16 protein-coding genes are annotated in these 20,053 nt (G+C 62.3%); 6 read left to right on the top strand and 10 right to left on the bottom strand.

Going from position 1 to position 20,053, the window contains the following annotated elements; all coding sequences use genetic code 11:
• Together H7847_RS15335 and H7847_RS15330 are read left to right on the top strand one after the other, a co-directional pair.
• Positions 1–304 (top strand): hypothetical protein (locus H7847_RS15335; RefSeq protein WP_227270357.1); only part of this gene is annotated, 304 nt, incomplete at its 5' end.
• 198 nt (positions 305–502) lie between these two features.
• On the top strand, positions 503–1,786 hold the full coding sequence (locus H7847_RS15330; protein ID WP_227270356.1) for a DUF3422 family protein: 1,284 nt from the start codon (positions 503–505) through the stop codon (positions 1,784–1,786).
• Here H7847_RS15330 and H7847_RS15325 read toward each other — a convergent pair.
• The 4 genes from H7847_RS15325 to H7847_RS15310 all read right to left on the bottom strand — a co-directional run bounded on the left by H7847_RS15325 (position 1,722) and on the right by H7847_RS15310 (position 6,827).
• Entirely contained in the window at positions 1,722–2,789 is a 1,068-nt protein-coding gene (locus H7847_RS15325; protein ID WP_227270355.1) for a YeeE/YedE family protein, read from the bottom strand. The genes H7847_RS15330 and H7847_RS15325 overlap by 65 nt on opposite strands.
• A gap of 222 nt (positions 2,790–3,011) precedes the next feature.
• On the bottom strand, positions 3,012–3,989 hold the full coding sequence (locus H7847_RS15320; RefSeq protein ID WP_227270354.1) for an ABC transporter permease: 978 nt from the start codon (positions 3,987–3,989) through the stop codon (positions 3,012–3,014).
• On the bottom strand, positions 3,982–4,989 hold the full coding sequence (locus H7847_RS15315; RefSeq protein WP_227270353.1) for an ABC transporter permease: 1,008 nt from the start codon (positions 4,987–4,989) through the stop codon (positions 3,982–3,984). Before H7847_RS15315 ends, H7847_RS15320 begins: the two co-directional genes overlap by 8 nt.
• Positions 4,990–5,111: 122 nt before the next feature.
• A complete protein-coding gene (locus tag H7847_RS15310) occupies positions 5,112–6,827 on the bottom strand; it encodes a peptide ABC transporter substrate-binding protein (protein WP_227270352.1) in 1,716 nt (571 codons plus the stop codon).
• 271 nt (positions 6,828–7,098) lie between these two features.
• Between H7847_RS15310 and H7847_RS15305 the strand changes: the two genes are divergently transcribed.
• From H7847_RS15305 to H7847_RS15290, 4 genes are all read left to right on the top strand, one after another.
• Positions 7,099–8,943 (top strand): ABC transporter ATP-binding protein, encoded by a 1,845-nt coding sequence (locus tag H7847_RS15305; RefSeq protein ID WP_227270351.1) that lies wholly within the window; start codon positions 7,099–7,101, stop codon positions 8,941–8,943.
• 4 nt (positions 8,944–8,947) lie between these two features.
• Positions 8,948–10,111, top strand: coding sequence for an acetylornithine deacetylase (gene argE, locus H7847_RS15300; protein ID WP_227270350.1), 1,164 nt, complete (start codon positions 8,948–8,950; stop codon positions 10,109–10,111).
• A gap of 39 nt (positions 10,112–10,150) precedes the next feature.
• On the top strand, positions 10,151–11,497 hold the full coding sequence (locus H7847_RS15295; RefSeq protein WP_227270349.1) for an NAD(P)/FAD-dependent oxidoreductase: 1,347 nt from the start codon (positions 10,151–10,153) through the stop codon (positions 11,495–11,497).
• A 162-nt stretch (positions 11,498–11,659) separates the two neighbouring features.
• Positions 11,660–12,823, top strand: a complete 1,164-nt coding sequence (locus H7847_RS15290) for a M20 aminoacylase family protein (RefSeq protein WP_227270348.1) — start codon at positions 11,660–11,662, stop codon at positions 12,821–12,823.
• 9 nt (positions 12,824–12,832) lie between these two features.
• On the opposite strand, the gene H7847_RS15285 is transcribed toward H7847_RS15290, so the two are convergent.
• The 6 genes from H7847_RS15285 to glmU all read right to left on the bottom strand — a co-directional run bounded on the left by H7847_RS15285 (position 12,833) and on the right by glmU (position 20,019).
• A complete protein-coding gene (locus tag H7847_RS15285) occupies positions 12,833–13,906 on the bottom strand; it encodes a glycosyltransferase family 4 protein (protein WP_227270347.1) in 1,074 nt (357 codons plus the stop codon).
• Positions 13,903–15,198 (bottom strand): 3-deoxy-D-manno-octulosonic acid transferase, encoded by a 1,296-nt coding sequence (locus H7847_RS15280; RefSeq protein ID WP_227270346.1) that lies wholly within the window; start codon positions 15,196–15,198, stop codon positions 13,903–13,905. The genes H7847_RS15285 and H7847_RS15280 overlap by 4 nt, the downstream gene beginning before the upstream one ends.
• Before the next feature lie 8 nt (positions 15,199–15,206).
• Positions 15,207–16,214 (bottom strand): GTP 3',8-cyclase MoaA, encoded by a 1,008-nt coding sequence (moaA, locus tag H7847_RS15275; RefSeq protein ID WP_227270345.1) that lies wholly within the window; start codon positions 16,212–16,214, stop codon positions 15,207–15,209.
• Positions 16,215–16,285: 71 nt separating this feature from the next.
• Complete coding sequence (locus tag H7847_RS15270; protein ID WP_227270344.1) at positions 16,286–16,840, bottom strand: pyridoxamine 5'-phosphate oxidase family protein; 555 nt, start codon at positions 16,838–16,840, stop codon at positions 16,286–16,288.
• Positions 16,841–16,843: 3 nt separating this feature from the next.
• Complete coding sequence (glmS, locus tag H7847_RS15265; protein WP_227270343.1) at positions 16,844–18,664, bottom strand: glutamine--fructose-6-phosphate transaminase (isomerizing); 1,821 nt, start codon at positions 18,662–18,664, stop codon at positions 16,844–16,846.
• A gap of 2 nt (positions 18,665–18,666) precedes the next feature.
• Complete coding sequence (glmU, locus tag H7847_RS15260) at positions 18,667–20,019, bottom strand: bifunctional UDP-N-acetylglucosamine diphosphorylase/glucosamine-1-phosphate N-acetyltransferase GlmU (protein WP_227270342.1); 1,353 nt, start codon at positions 20,017–20,019, stop codon at positions 18,667–18,669.
• Positions 20,020–20,053 lie beyond the last annotated feature (34 nt).

Raw genomic sequence — 20,053 nt, 5'->3', positions numbered from 1 at the left:
AAGGCTGGCATCAGCTGTCGGTGTGTCGCGCTTGTGCAGCGGTTTCGCGGCGGATCGCGGAAACCACGAGGTCGTCTTCGCCGAACGAAAGCTGCATTGCCTTTTGGATTGGCGCTGCGGTCAGGAAGGCCCCGTTGCTGCGCTGAAGCCCGCTTCCGGGGCTTGCGGCAAGGCTTGCGGAACTTGGCCCATTTTTCCGGTGCACCTACTAAAGGGCCCTTTTTCAAGGCTCCATCCGGGCACTTTCGCTTTCATCGGCTGTCTTCCGGTTACTGCAATAATCAGTGTCCCATATCATCTGTAAATCGATCAGGCAGCCTGCGTGCGTGGACGTTGCAGTTTTTCGCCCTAACCGCCTCATTTTGCTTTCACTTTGCCTTGCCACAACGGGCGGAACCGCCTTGTATACGATTGCACTCTTTTAACGCATTGAAAAATATCTGGAAAATAATTGACTTGGAGGGATTGCACGTTATCCCTCTTGGTATCCTGGAGTGTATGAATGCCACCGATCGATGACCATCCGTTACGCTATAAAATGGCGAATGAGCTGCACGCGCGGCCCTTTCCGTCGATGGAGGCGCCCTGCACGGCGGCCTATGTGGCCATCAAGCAACCCGATGACGCGGTCAGCCGGGACCGTCAGCAGGATCTCGACCATCTGACGGCCCTGCTGGACCGGCACGGTGCGCCACACCCGCAGCCCGGGGCCACGCATTATTACGGCCAGATTGGCAAGCACTGGTTGAAGTGGGAACAGCACACCGAGTTTGTCACCTACACGGTCTTTTCCGAGACCGGCGCGGCACGGGCCTTTGATCCGTCGGAGTTCGAAGTCTTCCCGGCCGATTGGCTGGCGCAGGCCCCGGGGCAGCGGATCACCTCCATCCTGTTGGACATCCGTACCCGCCCGAAGGAGGTGGCGGCGATTGCCGAAAACCTGTCGGAATGGTTTGTCTCCGAAAGCCTGGCGGCCGCATCGGTGCTGGATGATGCGGCAATCGTGGCGGGTGATTTTCGTATCGATCCCAATGGTCACGTGCGATTTGCGGTCTTTGCCAGTGACGAGACGAGCGACAGGCGGGTGGGGCGCATCGTCCAGCGCCTCTGCGAGGTTGAGACCTACAAGTCGATGTCCATGCTCGGCTTTGCCCGTGTTCGGGCGTTGCAGCCCAAGCTGAACACGCTCGATACGCAACTGACCAGTCTGATGAGTGACATGTCAGACGAAAAGGCCAGCGCCGAGAAGACGCTGAATGACCTGCTGTCCATCTCGGCAGAGCTGGAAACGCTCTCGGCGCAGTCTTCCTTTCGTTTTGGCGCAACCGGGGCCTATGAAGCGCTGGTCAACCAGCGCATCGAAGCGCTGCGCGAAGAGCGGTTTCAGGGCCGCCAGCATTTTGGTGAGTTCATGATGCGCCGGTACGCCCCGGCGATGCGCACCGTAAACGCCGCAGAGCGGCGGCTTGAGGCGATGTCGAGCCGGTCGATCCGGGCCTCCAACCTTTTGCGGACCCGCGTGGATGTGGAGCGGTCTGCCCAGAACCAGGCGCTGCTGGAAAGCATGGACAACCGGTCCGATCTGCAACTGCGGTTGCAGCGCACCGTCGAGGGGCTCTCGGTTGTGGCGATCAGCTATTACGCGGTGTCTCTTGTGGGATACATGCTCTACCCGATGGCGGAAACCACCGGGGTCAGCAGGGGGACGTTGACGGCGCTGGTCACTCTGCCGGTTGTTGCCCTGGTGTGGTGGGCCATCCGGCGGCTGCGCGCGAAGGTTGAGTAACGCGCAGCATCTTGTCAATGGCGAGCGCGCCTGCCGCGATGGACGCAAGAGCGAGCAGGGCCGCGAGGGACAGGGTCGGCACGCCGGCCAGACCGGCCCCTACGGTGCATCCCCCCGCCAACACGCCACCGATACCCATCAGCACGGCACCGGCGGCGTAGCGGCCGGTTTCGCGGGGGCTTGAAAAGCTCTGCCAGCGAAAGCTGCGTGACAGCAGGGCGGTGAGCAGGGCCCCCACCAGCACCCCGCCGATCAGCCCGACGCCAAAGCCCGGAGAGATCGAGGTTGAGGCCACGGTCCAGAACAGCGTCTCGGCGGCGGGGGCGGTGAAAGACAGGCTCTCCGTCGCGACGGGATCAAAGTCGTCATAAAGCACGTATCCCGTGCCGACCCACGCCAGCGGCACCAGCAGCCCGAGCCCCCCGGCAAGACCCAGCGTCACAGCGCGGTTCCCGGACCGCAGCGCCACGACCGCCGCCGCAAGTGCCATCAGCCCGGTCCAGAGCAGCGCGTTGCCGGGCAGCGCGGCGCTCTGCAGCGGCAGGGTCACGCTGCCAAGGGACGTGCGCAGTGGGGCCAGCACACCTTTGAGCGTGGCATGCGCGGTGATGGCAAAGATCAGCAACACCGTGAGGGCGCGCAGGTTGCCGGTGCCGGTCAGCACGGTCAGACGCGACAGACACCCCCGCGTCAGCACCATGCCCGCGCCAAAGAGCAGCCCGCCCGTCACGATGGCGAGCCAGGGGAGGTTGGCGTTCATGAAGCGGTGGTCGTCGAAACTGATGAAACCGCTGAAGACCGCCGCCTGCGTGCCGATCAGCGCCGTGGCAAGGGCCGCCAGCCAGACGCCCATGGCCGCGCGCCGATCCGTGCCGACAAGGCCGCGGCGGAAGCAGAAGGCTGTCCGCTCCGCCAGCGCGCCAAAGAGCGCGCCGACACCCAACGCAAACAGGACCACCGCCTGGGGCGCGGTGAGGGTCTCAAAGCCGAATTCTTCGAACATGTCAGCCTCCGGAAATCAGGATAGTTTCCCAGATGGACGGCAATACATTACAAATCAAGCATATGTTTTGATGAATATGTGGTTCCGGGCGGGACGTTGTTCTGGATTGGTCTGCGTGACAGAACAGCGTTTTCATCAGGCATCAGCTTCGGAACATGCGTGCTGCTGAAGCGTGGCCGCGCAGGAGAGCCGTCCTCATTTTCCAAAATCGGCACTGCGGGCTTACCGACCCCGAATACGCGGGTCCAAAGCGTCGCGCAGGCCATCCCCGAGGTAGTTGACCGACAGAACGGTGAGGGAGATCAGAATCCCCGGCAGCATGACCCTCTCGGGAAACTCCTCCATGCGCGGTACGGCATCCGACAAAAGCTTGCCCCAGGTCGGGAAATCCGAGGGGAAGCCGACACCGAGGAACGACAGCGCGCTTTCCGTGATGATCGCCGTCGCCAGCCCCAAAGTGGCAGAGACCATGATCGGCGAGATCACATTGGGCAGCAGATGGCGGCGGATGATCAGGAAAGGTGTCGTCCCGATGGAGCGGGCGGCGAGCACGAACTCGCGCTCCTTCAGGGCCAGGATTTCGCCGCGCACAATCCGGGCCGTGGGCATCCAGGAGGTGATCCCGATGATCCCGACAATCAGGATGAACATGCCGCCTTCGGGCCCGAAGGTTGCGCGCAGGGGTTGGCGAAAAAGCGTCACTGCCACCAGCAGCAGCGGCAGGATCGGCAGCGATAAAAACAGATCGGTGATCCGCATCAAAATGCCGTCGAGCCGTTTGAAATAGCCCGCCGTCACGCCGACCATGGTGCCGATCACCAGCGACAGGATCATCGCCGCCCAGCCCACGGCAAGCGAAGCCTGCCCGCCTGCGATCAGCGTTGCCATGATATCACGGCCCAGGTTGTCCGTGCCAAAGGGGCGTGACCAGAGCACGTTGGCCTGACTGTCCCAGAGCAGGGTGTAGACCGGGCGCAGGTCCTTGTTGCGGATGTCCAGCGCCTTTGGGTCCACTTGCCAGACCAGAGGGCCGATCAGCACGAACAGCGTGATAAAGAGCAGGAACCCGCCGCCGATCAGCGCGCCCTTGTGCTTGCGGAACTGATCCCAGACGTCGCGCCACTGCGAACGGGGCTCTTTTTGCGGCTCCTTGTCCTTGAGCGCGCCGAAGGTTTCGATCTCTGCGTTTTGGTCAGTCATACCGGATCCTCGGGTCAAGCACGCCGTAGAGGACGTCGGCGATCAGGTTGAACAGCACGATCAGGATCGCAAAGATAAAGGTCAGGGTCATCACCATCGGCAGGTCATTGGCAAAAAGCGCGGTCAGCAGCAACTGCCCGATGCCGTTCACCTTGAAAAGCGTCTCGGTGATGATGGCGCCGCCAAAGATTGCGGGGATGCCCAACGCGATCACCGTGATGATCGGGATCATGGAGTTGCGCAGCACATGTACCATGACCACGACGCTCTCCTTAAGGCCCTTGGCACGGGCGGTGCGCACGTAGTCCTGGTTGAGGTTGTCGAGCATCGAGGCGCGCATGAAGCGGCTGATCTGCGCGGTGGTCTGCAGGGCCAGCACCATCACCGGCATCACCATCTGCTGCAATTGCACCTTAAAGCTCGCCCAATCCGTGACCACATGGGTGGTGTCGTAGATCGAGGGGAACCAGCCCAGGTTGACCGAAAAGATCACGATCACCAGCACGCCGGAAAAGAAAGGCGGGATCGAAAAGCCGATCATCGACACGAAGGTGCCCGCTTGATCAAAGAGCGAATACTGACGGTAGGCCGAATAGATGCCAATGGGCAGCGCGATGAGGATGCCGACGATGTAGGACATGCCTACGACCCAGAGCGTCTGTGGCATCCGTTGCACCACGATGTCCATCACCGGCGAGCGGGTCTGCCAGGACAGCACGCGCAGCTTGCCTTCGGAGAAACTGGTGCCGAACCAGTTGTCGATTATCACCTGTGGTTCGACCCAGAAGAACTGCACCAGCCATTTCCAGTACTGCACATGCACCGGCTCACCCAGGCCAAGCGCCTCGCGCATGCGTTCTTTGACTTCGGGGGGGACGGTGAGGGGCACCTGTGCCATCGGATCGCCCGGGGCGAGCTGGAGCAGCAGGAAGATCACCAGACTGATGAACAGCAGCGTCGGCAACGACAGGAACAGTCTGCGGATCGTGTATGTGAGCATCAAGCTACGCCTTTATGCGTCAGTCTTATTATTGTTGTCGCAAGGGGCTGCCACGCGCAAGCATTGCAAGGCCATTGGCAGTGGCGTGCGGCAACGATTGCGGCCGCACGCCGCCTTTTGCATCAGTTGTCGATGCGATACCAGTCCGCGATGTTCCACAGCTCGCTGTCCCAGTCGGACATTTTGACGCCCCCCAGGGTGTTGATATGGGCTGAGGGGTTGCCGCGGTGAATGAGCGGAATGATCGAGTAGCTCTGCATGATCATGTCGTTCATCTGCTTGGCCAGTTCGCCACGTTGCTCAAGGTCGGCGGTGGTGGACATCTGCTCCACCAGCGCATCGTACTCAGCGCGGCAGAAACGCTGGATGTTGTTGCCCTGCCACTGGTTTTCCGGGCTGGGAATGTCGGCACAGAGCCAGTTCGCCATGTAGGCCTCAGGGTCCACACCGGCAAAGTTATTGGTGTACATTTCGATGTCGGCATAGAACTTCTGGAAGGTATCGGGAGAGCCCGGATCGCCACCGAAGAACACCGAGGCGTCAACATTACGCAATTCGGTTTCAACGCCGATCTGGCTCCACCAGTCCTTGATCAGCGCCTGCGTGTCCTGCCGCACCGCGTTGGTGGAGGTCTGGAACAGCACCGACAGCTCAATACCGTCCTTGTCGCGCACACCGTTGCCGTTGCTGTCGACCCAGCCGGCTTCGTCGAGCAGCGCGTTCGCGCCCTCGATATCCTGGACCAGGCAGCCGTCATTGGCGGTGGAGGCATAAAGCTCCGGTGCCGGCAGCACGTTGCAGGTGGGCTGGCCCCCGGCGCCGTAGCCGATCTCGTCGATCAGCGCGCGGTCGATGGCCATGGAAAGCGCCTGCCCTACCTTGGGATCGGTCAGGAAGGGGTGGGCGTTTTCGCCATCCATGTAGACGGATCTCTGATCCGGCCCAAGCGCAGGATCGGCGTTCGTCTGGTTGAGGTGCAGGCGTTCGACCGATGTGCCATAGGCCGCCACGACCGTTCCTTTCCCGGCTGCTTCCATACGCGAGAGCACGTCGGGTGCCAGTTGCAGGTTCCAGGCATAGTCGAATTCACCCGTTTCCAGAACCGAGCGCGCCGCCGCGGCCGCATCGCCACCACCCTTGAAAGTCACGGTGGCAAAGGCGGGCTTTGCCGGATCGCGGTAGTTCTCATTGGCGATGAAGGTAATAACGTCATTGGGGCGGAATTCGTCGACCACGAAGGGGCCGGTGCCGATCGGGCCGAAGTTGGCCGTGGTGCATTCCGGGGCGCGGGTGCCCAGGCACTCCTGAAACTGCGCCTTTTGCAGGATCGGGGATTCAGCGCCGACGAATGCCGTGTAGGGGAAGGGCTTGGGAGATTCAAAATTGATCCGGACACCCCTGTCACCGACCGCCTCGACAGAGGCGACCCCGTCAAAATAGCTGGCCTGCGCACAGCCGCCCTCGGGGTGGGTGCAATACTCATGGGTAAAGATCAGGTCGTCCGCCGTCACAGCCGAGCCATCCGACCAGACCAAGCCTTCCTTCAGCGTCCAGGTGATCGAGGTCAGATCCTCGGCAACGCCGCCATTTTCGATTGTCGGGATATCTTCGGCCAGCCAGGGCACGATTTCACCGGAGTCGTTGAACCGCGCCAGCGATTCCAGAACCAGGCTCGCGGCTTCGATTTCCTTGGTTCCTCCGGACAGGAAGGGGTTCATGGTGGACGGCGCTTGCCAGTAGATGATGTTGAGCTGACCGTCCGAACCGCGCTCTGCAAAGGCTGCGGGCGCAAAAGCCGTTGCAGCAACTGCCCCCATCAAAAGGGTTCTGATTTTCATGTTGTACTCCATGTTGGACATTTGGGTGCCGTTTTTATCTGCCGCACTTACCGGGGCGGCTTGTCAGGGCGAGAGGGCGGGATCAAGACCTGCAACGCAATTCATGTCGACATTGCAGATTTACGCCTACCCCGGACGCTGGTCTTCATCGAAGCATGTTTTGTAGAAATTGCAAGCCTTGAGATTGTGCAGGGGGGTGAAACGGCACGCTTGGGTTTGACAGGGGTGCTTTGTTGGTCTTAGCGTCGATTTAACAGCAGCAGGGGCGCATATGCTAGACCAGGGACCACAAACACAGGCCACTCATCCAATCGCACAAATCAAGGGCTTGCGCGTTGAATTCCAGACCAAGGATGGGCCCGTCGTGGGGGTCGAGGACGTGTCGTTTGACATCAATCCCGGCGAAACGGTCTGCGTCGTCGGCGAAAGCGGATCGGGCAAATCAGTGTCCTCGCTGTCGCTCATGCGGCTGGTTGAGTTCGGCGGTGGCGAGATTACGTCGGGTCAGTTGATGTTTGACCGTCCGGATGCGCCGGATGTCGATCTGGCCCGCACGGATCCGGAGCTGATGCGCTCGATCCGCGGTAATGAAATCGGCATGATCTTTCAGGAGCCGATGACGGCGCTGAACCCGGTGTTCACGGTGGGCAGGCAACTGACCGAAGGGCTGAGGCTGCACAAAAACCTCGGCAAGTCGGAGGCCACGGCGCGCGCGCTGGAGCTCTTGCGCGAGGTGCGTATCCCTGAGCCCGAGCGGCGCCTGACGCAGTACCCGCATGAGCTGTCGGGGGGCATGCGCCAGCGGGTCGTGATCGCCATGGCGCTCGCCTGCAAGCCGCGCCTGCTGATCGCCGACGAGCCCACAACAGCGCTGGACGTGACCATTCAGGCGGAAATCCTGGCGCTGATGGATCGGCTCAAGCGCGAAACCGGCACGGCGGTGATGTTCATCACCCACGACATGGCGGTGGTGGCGCAGATGGCCGACCGGGTCGTTGTGATGTTCCGTGGCAACAAGGTCGAAGAGGGCCCGGTTACCGAGATATTCGAGAACCCTCAGCACCCCTATACCAAGGCCTTGCTGGCCGCTGTGCCCAAGCTGGGAGAGATGCGCGGCAAGCCTTATCCGGAACCCATGAAGCTTCTGGGCCGCGAAGACGCTGAGATCAAACCCATCCCCGGCACCGATGAAGTGCTGCTGAGCGTGAAAAACCTCACCACCCGTTTTCCGGTCAAAGGCGGGTTTTTCCGCCGCACGGTGGCCAATGTGCATGCGGTGGAGGATTTGTCCTTTACCATCAACAAGGGCCAGACGCTCAGCCTCGTGGGCGAATCCGGTTGCGGTAAGTCCTCGGCCGGGCGGTCGATCCTGCGGCTGGTCGATCCGCTCTCGGGCGAGATCAGGTTGGGCGACAAGGACATCATGGCGCTGGATCAAGGCGGGTTGCGCAAGGCGCGGCTTGATATGCAGATGATCTTTCAGGACCCCTTTGCCTCGTTGAATCCGCAGATGCAGCTCTCCGATCAGGTGGCCGAGCCGATCCATAACTTCGGCACGCTCAAAGGTGCGGCGGTGCAGGAGCGGGTGGGCATGCTTTTTGACCGGGTCGAACTGCCGCGCAGCTTCATGCGCCGCTTTCCGCATGAGCTGTCCGGTGGCCAGCGCCAACGCGTGGCCATTGCACGCGCCCTCGCGCTCAACCCCAAGCTTATCATCGCGGACGAGGCCGTCTCGGCGCTCGATGTGTCGGTGCAGGCGCAGGTGCTGAACCTGATGATGGAACTGCAGGCGGAGCTTGGCATCTCTTACCTCTTTATCAGCCACGACATGGCCGTGGTCGAACGCGTCAGCCACCACGTGGGCGTGATGTATCTGGGTCGCATTGTCGAGCTGGGGCCGCGCGCCAGCGTGTTTGAGAACCCGCAGCACCCCTATACGCAGGCGCTGATGAAAGCCGTCCCCATCGCCGATCCGCACCAGCGCAAGGATGAAAGCGAGTTGAATTTCAAGCCGATCCCGTCACCGATCCACCCCGCGGACCACGTGCCCGAGCCATCGGTCTATCGCGAGGTGGCACCGGGTCACATGATCCTGCAGACCGACAGCGGGTACTGACCCGATGACCGGGCGTCTGCCGCCGCTGGAGATCATGCGGCACCTTGTGGCCTTTCCGACCGTCAGCCGGGACACCAATCTGCCGCTGATCGATTGGGTGGAGGCGTATCTGGCCAGCCACGGGATCACAGCACATCGCCATCTGCATCCCGACCAGCCGAAAGCCGCGCTCTTTGCCCATGTCGGCCCTTGGGAAGAGGGAGCGATTGTTCTGTCGGGCCATACGGACGTCGTGCCGGTGGACGGCCAACCCTGGGACAGTGATCCTTTTGAAGTCACCGAAAGGAACGGCAAATACTATGGGCGCGGCACCTGCGATATGAAGGGGTTTGACGCGCTGGCGATCTGGGCGCTGGTTGAGGCAAAGTACAGCGGTCTCAGCCGTCCGTTGCAAATCGCGCTGAGCTTTGACGAAGAGATCGGCTGCACCGGCGCGCCACCCATGATCGCGGCAATGCAACCGGTTCTGCCCAAGGGCGCGGCTGTCATCGTGGGCGAGCCCTCGATGATGCAGGCGGTGTCCGGGCACAAGGGCGGCACCGGGTTCGACACCCATGTGCGCGGGTTCGAGGTGCATAGCTCGCTTTTGGATCGCGGGGTGAATGCGATCATGTACGGTGCCAAGCTGATCGACTGGGCCAATGAGGTCAATGCGGCCAACCGCTCGGCCCCGCCGGGGCCGCTGGCAGCGGCCTTTGACCCGCCCTACACGACCGCGCATGTGGGCGTGATCGAAGGCGGCACAGCCCACAACATCACCGCCAAGGACTGCCGCTTTGCGATGGATTTCCGCGTTGTGCCCGGCGAAGAAAAAGCAGAGTGGGAGGCGCGTTACCGCGAAAAAGTGGCGCAGGTGCAGGCGCTGATGCAGGCGGTTGTCCCCGAGACACGGATCGAGATCAGCGAGCGTTTTGATGTCCCCGCGCTGGCCCCCGAAGTCGAGGGCGCGGCAGAGGCGCTGGTCCGCAGCCTGACCGGCGACAACGCTGTTCACGTGGTCAGCTACGCCACAGAGGCGGGGCAGTTCCAGGAGGCGGGGTATTCCGCGGTAATTTGTGGCCCCGGCGATATCGCCCAGGCCCACCAGCCCAATGAATACATCAGCAAGGCCCAGTTCGAGGCCGGGCATGGCTTTATGCAGCGCTTGGTGGCACGGCTATGCGCTTGATCCCCTGCCTTGACCGGCTGCGGGTGCAGGGCGGTCGGGATGCCTGATTTTCCGATCTCGACGACCAGCCCGATCACCTTTGCTGCACCCTTGCCCGACCGTGCCGACGTTGTGGTCATCGGCGGCGGGGTCATCGGGGTCTCGACCGCCTTGTTTCTGGCGCGCGCCGGGCATCGCACGGTCTTGCTGGAAAAGGGGCGCATCGCGGCCGAACAATCGAGCCGCAACTGGGGCTGGATCCGCCAGCAGGGCCGTGACCCGGACGAATTGCCGATCATGAAGGAGGCCAATACGCTTTGGCGAGAACTGGCGGGGCAGACGAATGTGGATATCGGGCTGACCCAGGGCGGTGTGACCTATCTGGCCCCGGATCAGGCCGCTCTCGAGCGTTATGCGGCTTGGTTGCCCCATGCCGAGGATCTCGGAATTGAGACGCGGCTTTTGACAGCGGCAGAGACCGCCGATCTGATCCCTGGCCTGTCGCGCACTTACGCGGGCGCGCTTCATACCGCCTCGGACATGCGCGCCGAGCCCTGGGTTGCGGTGCCCGCACTGGCCGGGATCGCCGCCCGCGAAGGCGCGCAGATCGTGGAAAACTGCGCCGTGCGCTGTCTGGATGTCGGGGCAGGGTATGTGACCGGGGTTGTGACCGAACAAGGCCGGGTTGCCACGTCAGAGGTTGTCCTGGCAGGCGGGGCGTGGTCCTCGCTCTTTCTGGCCAACCAGAGCATCAGGCTGCCGCAACTCTCGGTGCGGGCAACGGTGGCTGCCACCACGCCCTTGCCGGTGGTCTATTCCGGCGGGGCGGCGGACGACCGGATTGCGTTTCGCGCGCGCATGGACGGCGGATATTCGCTCGCGCCGGGCGGCTTTCACGAGCTCTTTGTCGGCCCCAGCGCGTTCAGGGCTCTGCCAAAGTATCTCACCCAACTGCGGGCGGATCCCTTCAAGACGCGGTTTTTCCCGCGCGCGCCAAAAGGATACCCGGACGCCTGGTCCACACCGCGGCGCTGGGACGGCGACATGCAAAGCCCGTTCGAGACCATGCGGGTGCTCGACCCCACCCCGAATGCACGTAAGCTTCAGGAGCTGAAAAGCATTTTTTCAGCGCTCTTCCCCGGTTTGCCGCCTTTCGACTTCATCAGCGCCTGGGCGGGCATGATCGACACGATGCCCGATCTTGTGCCTGTGGTGGACCGTGTGGCGGCCCTGCCGGGGCTCACCATCGGGACCGGCATGAGCGGTCATGGCTTTGGCATCGGCCCGGCGATCGGCCGCATTCTGGCAGATCTGGCGACGGGGCAGGCACCGGGGCACGATCTGTCGCGCTTTCGCCTGAACCGGTTTTCGGATGGCAGCCCGGTCACACTTGGTCCTGCGTTGTGACAGCGCAGGTGCCTTGCGCCTGAGGTTGTGTGCCCTATGATATCATGACCATTTGGGTGGCTGCATCGCCCCCCGCAACGGGCCTTCCATAGACCACCGTCATCAGCTGCATCCAACTTTGCTGCCGCAGCACCGATAAAGACCCTCAGGAGACCAGTTTCTATGCCGATCAAAAACCGTTTTGCCGAGCTTCAGCCTGAAATCGCCGCATGGCGTCAGGACTTGCATGCCCATCCCGAGGTCCTGTTCGACACCCATCGGACATCCGGGATTGTCGCTGAAAAGCTGAGCGCCTTTGGCTGTGATGAGGTGGTAACCGGGATCGGGCGGACAGGTGTTATCGGGGTCATCAAAGGCAAAAGCGATACCTCGGGCAAGGTCGTGGGACTGCGTGCGGATATGGATGCGCTGCCGATCCCCGAAGAGACCGGGGTGGCCTATGCCTCGAAAACACCCGGCCAGATGCATGCCTGCGGTCATGATGGCCACACGGCGATGCTGCTGGGGGCCGCCAAATACCTGTGCGAGACGCGCAACTTTGACGGTCGGGTGGTGGTGATTTTCCAACCCGCCGAAGAAGGCGGCGGCGGCGGGCGCGAGATGTGCGAGGACGGCATGATGGACCGCTTCGGCATTCAGGAGGTTTACGGCATGCACAACTGGCCCGGCCTTGAGGTGGGGCAGTTTGCCATCCGCCCCGGTGCCTTCTTTGCCGCAACCGATCTTTTCGAGATCGAGGTTGAGGGCAAGGGGGGGCATGCCGCCAAGCCGAATGAGACGATCGACAGCACCGTTGTGGCCAGCCATATCGTCCTGGCGCTGCAAACGATTGCCAGCCGGAATGCAGACCCCGTGGATCAGGTGGTGGTGTCGGTAACAGGGTTCGAGACCTCGTCACAGGCCTTCAACGTGATCCCGCAGAAAGTTCTGATGAAAGGCACCGTGCGCACCATGAGCGCCGAGATGCGCGACATGGCCGAAGCCCGGATGACAAAACTGGTCGAAGGCGTCGCTGAGAGTTTTGGTGCGGTGGCAAAGCTCAATTACATGCGCAACTACCCGGTCACGGTGAACCACGAGGTGCAGACGGATTTTGCTGCATCCGTCGCCAGAACGGTGTCGGGCGATTGCGCCCCCGCCGATCTGGTCATGGGGGGCGAGGATTTCTCTTTCATGCTCGAAGAACGGCCCGGCGCCTATATTCTGATGGGCAATGGCCCCAGTGCGGCTCTGCACCATCCCAAATACAACTTCGATGATGAAGCGATCCCGGCGGGCTGTAGCTGGTGGGCGGAGATTGTCGAACAGCGCATGCCGGCTGCTTGATATACAGCTTTAAGATGCACCCAGAAGTCTCTGGTATATAGAGATAATAGAGGCTGCCTCTTTTTTGAGAGAGAAATTCTGTTCGACATGGGTGCGGGCGGCCTGCCCAAAGGCCGCACGCTGCTCGGCGTCGGACAGCAGTCGGCGTGCGGCTGCCGTTAAGGCTTCCAGATCTTCGATCTCCACAAGGTACCCCGTCTCATCCTCCACAACCAACTCCTCAAACGCGCCGACTTTGGTGGCGACAACCGGGGCACCACAGGCCATGGCCTCCAACGGGGTTAGGCCAAACCCCTCCCAGCGTTGCGGCGCAATATAAAGATCAAGCGCCTGGAAATGGACGGCAAGCTGCGCAATCGGCACCTCGTCGCGAAACAGGATCCGGTCCTTGAGACCTGCGGCGGTTACCTCATCCTTCAGAGCTTGCAAAAACCCCCTGTGCTCGTCGGTGGCACGCCCCATCACCAGAGCCTTGCCATCGGGCAGGTCTCGAAAGACGCGGATCATCGCTTTGACAAAGAGATCGTTGCCTTTTTGGTGCCGGATCCGGCCAAAGCAGCCGACCAGCGGCCCCTCAACCGGCAAATCAAGTGTCTTTCTCAAGGCAGCGCGGTCTTGCACGGGGCTGAACTGCACACAATCCACGCCGTGATGGATCACGGTCGCCCCCCGTTCCAGATAGCTTGCGGATTTGGCAGACGTTGCGATCACCGCGTCCATCTGCCGGATCAGCCAGCGGGTGAAGCCGGTGTGCCGCCGCTGCGCGGCAGAGGTAAAGAGCAGCTTCAAATCCTTGCGCGCCAGAGATCTGAGCGCCAGTCCCGCCACCATTTCCACATTGCGTCGCGCATGCCAGACCCGTGGCCCCTTCGGGCCCCGGCGCGGCAGAAACAGCAGGCGGGCGGGGGGCAGATTTGGCACCTCCGGCGGCAGATCGGGGCCGCTGGCGACAATCGCGATATCGCGCGCCTGCAGCGGGACCAGACGCAGCACCGTCGAGGTCACGCCGGAGTGGCGACGTTTGAAATTCGGGGCAATCACCTCGATCTCGCGCAGGGCGGGGAGTGCGGCCGGGGTTGTCATCGGGGGCGGTCCTCCAGATGCAGGGCCCGCACCAGACGTTCGGCGATGACCGTGAGTTGGGCAGATTTGCCGCGCACAAAATCGCGGGCGGCGCGCGCCATGGTCTCCAGCGTGCCGGGGTCCTGCAACAGTCCCGCGACGGTTGCCTGCAGGCTCGTGTCATCCTGCACCAGCCGGACCGCGCCGGCCTCTTGCATTTCTGTGTAGGTCTCCGAGAAATTAAAGACTTCAGGACCTGAGAGGACACCTGCGCCGGCCAATGCCACCTCAAACGGGTTGTGCCCGCCGATAGGTTTGAGAGATCCGCCGAGAAAGATGATCTTTGAGAGCGCGTACCAATTGCCCAACTCTCCCAAGGTGTCCGCCAGATACACCGCTTCCTGTCCGGGCAGTGCGCCCTTGGAGCGGACGGCACAGCTTAGCCCCTGCTGCTCGATCAGTTTTGCAATCTCGGCGCTGCGGTCGGGATGGCGCGGCGCCAGCAGGAGCAGCAGATCGGGGGTCGTCTCCATCAGTTTGGCATGGGCGCGCAGGATAATCTCTTCCTCGCCCGCGTGGGTGGAGGCGGCAATCCAGACCGGTCGGCCCTGCAGCGATGTCCGCACCTGCGCCAGAACGGCGGGGTCCTGGGCCAGCGGGTTGGCGAGCGATTTGAGGTTGATGCCGCGGGCGACGCGGTCCGCCGGCGCATGCATGTTCACCATCGCCTGTGCCATCTCATCGTTCTGGGTGAGGATCAGATCGAAGGTGCCCAGCACATAGGCCGCCGTCTTGGGGCGTCGTTGCCAGGCGCGCCGCGAGGTTGCGCTGAGACGCGCATTGACCAGCACCATCCGGGCCCCGGTCTGTTTGGTCCGGCGCAGCATCTGCGGCCAAAGCTCGCTTTCGACAAAGACCGCCGCGTCCGGCCGCCAGTGCTTGATAAACCTTGTCACAGGCCCCGGTGCATCCAGCGGCGCGAACTGGTGCACGGTGCGGGGCGGCAGGCGGTCCGCGACCATCTGGGCAGAGGTCGCGGTGCCCGAAGTTATCAAAAACCGCGCCCGCGGCACGAGTTCGCCCATCTTGGTGATGACGGAAAGCACCGACATGCTTTCACCGACCGAGGCGGCGTGAAACCACACCAGCGGGCCGGTGCCTTGACGTGCCGCCGTGGCATGCCCCAGTTTTTCATGGGCCCGCACGATGGGCACCCCGGCCGCACGTAGCTTGCGGGTCTCAAACCAGGCAAAGAAAGGCACCAGCAGCCCGGTCGCGGCCACATAGATGTGATAGAGAAGGGGCGGGCGCATAGCGCGTGTTAGCCGCCCGTATGGCTCATGTGGCGGGGCATCTGCCCATCGAGACGCTGGCGGGAATAATCAAAGTCGTGGCCCTTGGGTTTGCGTGCAATGGCCGCGCGGATGGCGTCTTGCAGGGGGGCATCATCGTCGGGGTGTGCGCGCAAGGGCGCCCGCAGATCCGCCGCATCTTCCTGTCCAAGGCACATGAAAAGTTCACCGGTGCAGGTCAGGCGCACGCGGTTGCAGCTTTCGCAGAAGTTATGGCTGAGCGGGGTGATAAACCCGATCTTCTGCCCGGTCTCTTCGAGCCGCACATAGCGCGCAGGTCCGCCGGAGCGTTCGGCAAGATCGGTGACGGTGTAATGCTCGGCGTAGCGCGCGCGGACATCCTTGAGCGACCAGTACTGGCCCAGCCGGTCTTCATTGCCGATGTCGCCCATCGGCATGACTTCGATCCAGGTCAGGTCGATGTCACGGCTGGCGCACCACTCGGTGATGTCGGGCAGCTCCGCTTCGTTAAAACCTTTCAGCGCCACGGCATTGATCTTGACCCGCAGCCCGGCGTCCTGGGCCGCGTCGATCCCGCGCAGCACCTGCGGCAGGCGGCCCCAGCGGGTGATATCGGCAAACTTCGTCTCGTCCAGCGTGTCCAGCGAGACATTCACCCGCCGCACCCCCGCCGCGTAGAGATCCTGCGCAAAGCGTTCGAGCTGGCTGCCATTGGTGGTCAGCGTCAGCTCTTTCAGCGTGCCTGCATCCAGATGGCGCGACATGCTCTGAAAGAAGGTCAGGATGCCCTTGCGCACCAGAGGCTCGCCGCCGGTGATGCGCAGCTTTTCAACCCCGAGCCCCACAAAGGTGGAGCACATGCGGTCCAGCTCCTCCAGCGTCAGCAGTTCTTTCTTGGGCAGAAAGGTCATGTTTTCAGACATGCAATAGACGCAGCGGAAATCGCAACGGTCTGTCACGGAAACGCGCAGATAGGTAATGGCGCGGGCGAACGGATCAATCAGCGGTGCATTCATAGGTTAATAGGTAATCATGTGGCTGCTCCACGGCAAGCAGATAACGCGCATACCGGTCTGATCCCGATATGCTAGTCGCCGGGCTCTTCGAGAACAAAGGTCGGCGCACCATCGATGGTTTGCTGATTCTTGGTCGCCCAATAGTCTGCAATGCCTTCGGGGCCTTTGTTTTCGGTCCAGGTGGTCAGCACGTCGCGCTCGCCCGCATACTCCATGAAGGGGACGGCATAGCCGCAGCTGGTTTGCACCATCTCGATGGCGACATCGTAAATCTGCCGGGCTCCATCCGAAACCGGGAAGAGGGCGTTCAACGCGTCAAAATCCGCATCGCGGGGGTGCAGGGTGGCAGCGCTTCCGTAAACCCGCAGGATCAGCGGTTTGACCTCAAAGCCGCACCACATCAGCGTGATCCGGTTGATCTGCGCCAGATGGCCTGCGGTCTCGTTGCCCGATCCGGTCAGGTTGCGCCAGATGATCCTGTTCGGGCTCAGAATGCGCAGGCTGTCCATCCCCTTGGGGGAGAGGTTGACGCGCCCTTCGGGTCCGGCTGTTGCCGTGAAAAAGATGTGCTGATTTTCAATAAAACCGCTCAGGGTCGGGGTCAAAACGTCATATTGTGTGGCCATGGGTCACTCCACCGTCACGGATTTGGCCAGATTGCGCGGCTGGTCCACGTCGGTGCCTTTGGCGACCGCCGTGTGATAGGCCAGAAGCTGCGCCGGGATTGCGTAGAGGATCGGTGTCAGCAAGTCATCAATCTGCGGCATCTCAAGCGTGGCATATGCGCCCTCACCGAATTCCCTGATACCTTTGGCGTCCGACACCAGGATGACACGACCCTCACGGGCCATCACTTCCTGCATGTTGCTAAGGGTCTTTTCAAAAAGCGCATCGCGGGGCGCCATGACGACCACAGGTACCTGCTTGTCAATCAGGGCGATGGGTCCGTGCTTCAGTTCTCCTGCTGCATAAGCTTCGGCATGTATATAGCTGATTTCTTTTAGCTTCAAAGCGCCTTCAAGGGCGATGGGATACATCAGCCCGCGTCCAAGGAAGAGCACATCGCGCGCCTCCGACAGCCGCAGGGCGGTTTGCTGCATCTCGGCGTTGCCCCCCAGGGCGGTGCTGATGATATTGGGCAGGCCGCGCAGGCAGGCCACAAGATCCGCGCGCCGGTTGGTGGTGATTTCGCCCCGGTCCTGTGCCGCTTTCAGAGCGAGAATAAAAAGCACCGTGAGCTGACAGGTGAAAGCCTTGGTGGAGGCGACCCCGACCTCCACACCCGCATGGATCGGCAGAACCGCATCACTTTCGCGCGCGATGGAGCTTTCGGGGGCATTGATCACCGACAGGATCTGATCGGCCTTGCCGGTGCAGTACCGCAGGGCGGCCAGCGTATCGGCGGTCTCGCCAGACTGGCTGACAAAAAGAGCGGCCGTGCGGGTCGGAACGGGGGGCTCGCGGTAGCGGAACTCAGAGGCGACATCGACCTCGACAGGCATGCGCGCGATCTGTTCGAACCAGTATTTGGCCGTCAGGCAGGCGTAATAGGCGGTCCCGCAGGCCACCATCGTCAGCCGATCCACAGCGGTAAAGTCGATACCGGGCCCGGGCAGGGTGATCTGACCGTCCTCGGAGAGGTAATGCCCCAGCGCACGCGCGATCACACCGGGCTGTTCCGCGATTTCCTTGGCCATGAAATGCTTGTGACCGGCCTTGTCGATCCGCGCGCCATCCACCTCGATGGTCTTTTTGACGCGGGTCACGGGCGTGCCGTCGGCGTCCCAGATCTCAAGGCTGTGCCGGGTCACCACGGCGCGGTCGCCTTCCTCCAGATAGCTGATCTGGTTGGTCAGGGGGGCCAGCGCGATGGCATCCGAGCCCACGTACATCTCTCCGTCGCCATGCCCGATGGCCAGGGGCGATCCGCGGCGCGCCGCGACAATCAGATCGTCGTGGCCCGAAAACAGAAACGCCAGCGCAAAAGCCCCGCGCAAGCGGTCGAGCGCCTTGAAGGCGGCCTCTTGCGGGCGGGTCCCGTTCTGCATGTAGTGCTGCGCCAGCAGCGCCACGGTTTCGGTGTCTGTTTCGGTGACAAACTGGATGCCATGGCTTGCCAGTTCCTCGCGCAGCTCGCGAAAGTTTTCGATGATGCCGTTGTGCACCACGGCGACAGGTCCAGCCTGATGCGGGTGGGCATTCGTCACGCTGGGCGCGCCATGGGTCGCCCAGCGGGTATGGCCGATGCCGGCTTTGCCAGGCAGCGGCTCATGCACCAGCAAGTCCGACAGGTTCACAAGCTTGCCCACGGCGCGGCGGCGGTCCAGTACGCCTGCATTGACCGTTGCAATCCCGGCGCTGTCGTAACCGCGGTATTCGAGACGTTTGAGCGCCTCAACAAGGATGGGGGACGCCTCGTGGTTGCTCAGGACCCCGACAATTCCACACATATCTAGCTGCCTCTTTGCTGTTGGGCTTTTTTAGCCTTTAGGATACTGAAAAGCTTTGTTGCCATACCCGGTTTTTCGATCTGTGGCGCGCGCGACAGGGCCAGCGCCTCGGGTTCCACATCCGACGTGATGACCGACCCGCTGCCCGTCATGGCGCGATCACCCACCTGCACCGGGGCCACCAGCATCGTGTTTGAGCCGATAAAGACCTCATCGCCGATATGGGTATGATGTTTCATCACGCCGTCGTAGTTGCAGGTGATGGTGCCTGCGCCCACGTTGGTCTGGGCACCCAGCGTGGCATCGCCGATGTAGCTGAGGTGGTTGATCTTTGTGCCGGGGCCGACGCGGGCGTTCTTGACCTCGACAAAATTGCCCACCCGCACGTTCTCGTTCAACTCGGTGCCCGGACGCAGGCGCGCATAGGGGCCGACGATGCTGCCCTGGGCCACATGGCAGCCTTCGAGATGTGAGAAGGCCCGGATCGTTGCGCCGGATTCGACCGTGACACCGGGGCCGAAAACCACGTTTGGTTCAATGAAGGTGTCGCGTCCGATTACTGTATCGAAAGCGAAATGTACCGTGTCCGGGGCGGGCATGGTGACACCGTCTTCGAAGGCTTCGAGGCGGGCGCGGGTCTGAAAGGCGGCCTCCGCGCCCGCCAGTTCTGCGCGGGTGTTGATGCCCAGTGTTTCGGCTTCATCGCAGCGCACGACCGTGGCTGTCAAAGCGCGGGTCCGGGCCAGGGCCACGATGTCGGTGAGGTAGTATTCGCCGGCCGCGTTGTCATTGCCAAGCCCGCCCAGCAAGTCAAAGAGCAGTGTGGCGTCGCAGGCCAGCACGCCGCTGTTGCAGAGCGTGATCGCACGTTCCGCTTCCGAGGCGTCTTTGAATTCGACGATGCGGGTCAGCGCCTCTCCTTCCAGTATCAACCGTCCATAGCGGCCCGGATCGGCCGCCTCAAAGCCGAGCACAACCAGATCATGGGTGCCGCGGGCCTCGATCATGGCGGCAAGGGTTTCGGGGCGCACAAAGGGCGTGTCGCCAAACAGTACAATCACCGTGCCGTCAAACACCTTGAGCGGCGCGCGCGCCTGCAGGGCGGCATGGCCTGTGCCCAATTGCTCTTCTTGGTCGATGATTGTTGTGGTGGCGTCATAGGACAGCGCGGCGGCGCGCACGCGGTCCGCGCCGTGGCCTGCAACCACGACGGTCGCTGCGGGGGCCAGGCTGCGGCCAGTCTGCATGGCATGCACCAGGAGCGGGGCACCGGCCAGCGGGTGCAGCACTTTGGGCAGGTCGGAATTCATCCGGGTGCCTTTGCCGGCAGCCAGGATGACCAGGGCGATGTTCATGCGAAATCTCTTTGTGTTCTGTTGCAGGTCTGTT

This window comes from Roseobacter weihaiensis, assembly GCF_020622345.1.
Classification (GTDB): Bacteria; Pseudomonadota; Alphaproteobacteria; order Rhodobacterales; family Rhodobacteraceae; genus Roseobacter; species Roseobacter weihaiensis.
Note: the sequence above shows the minus strand (reverse complement) of the source record. Positions and strands in the feature narration are given on the sequence as shown.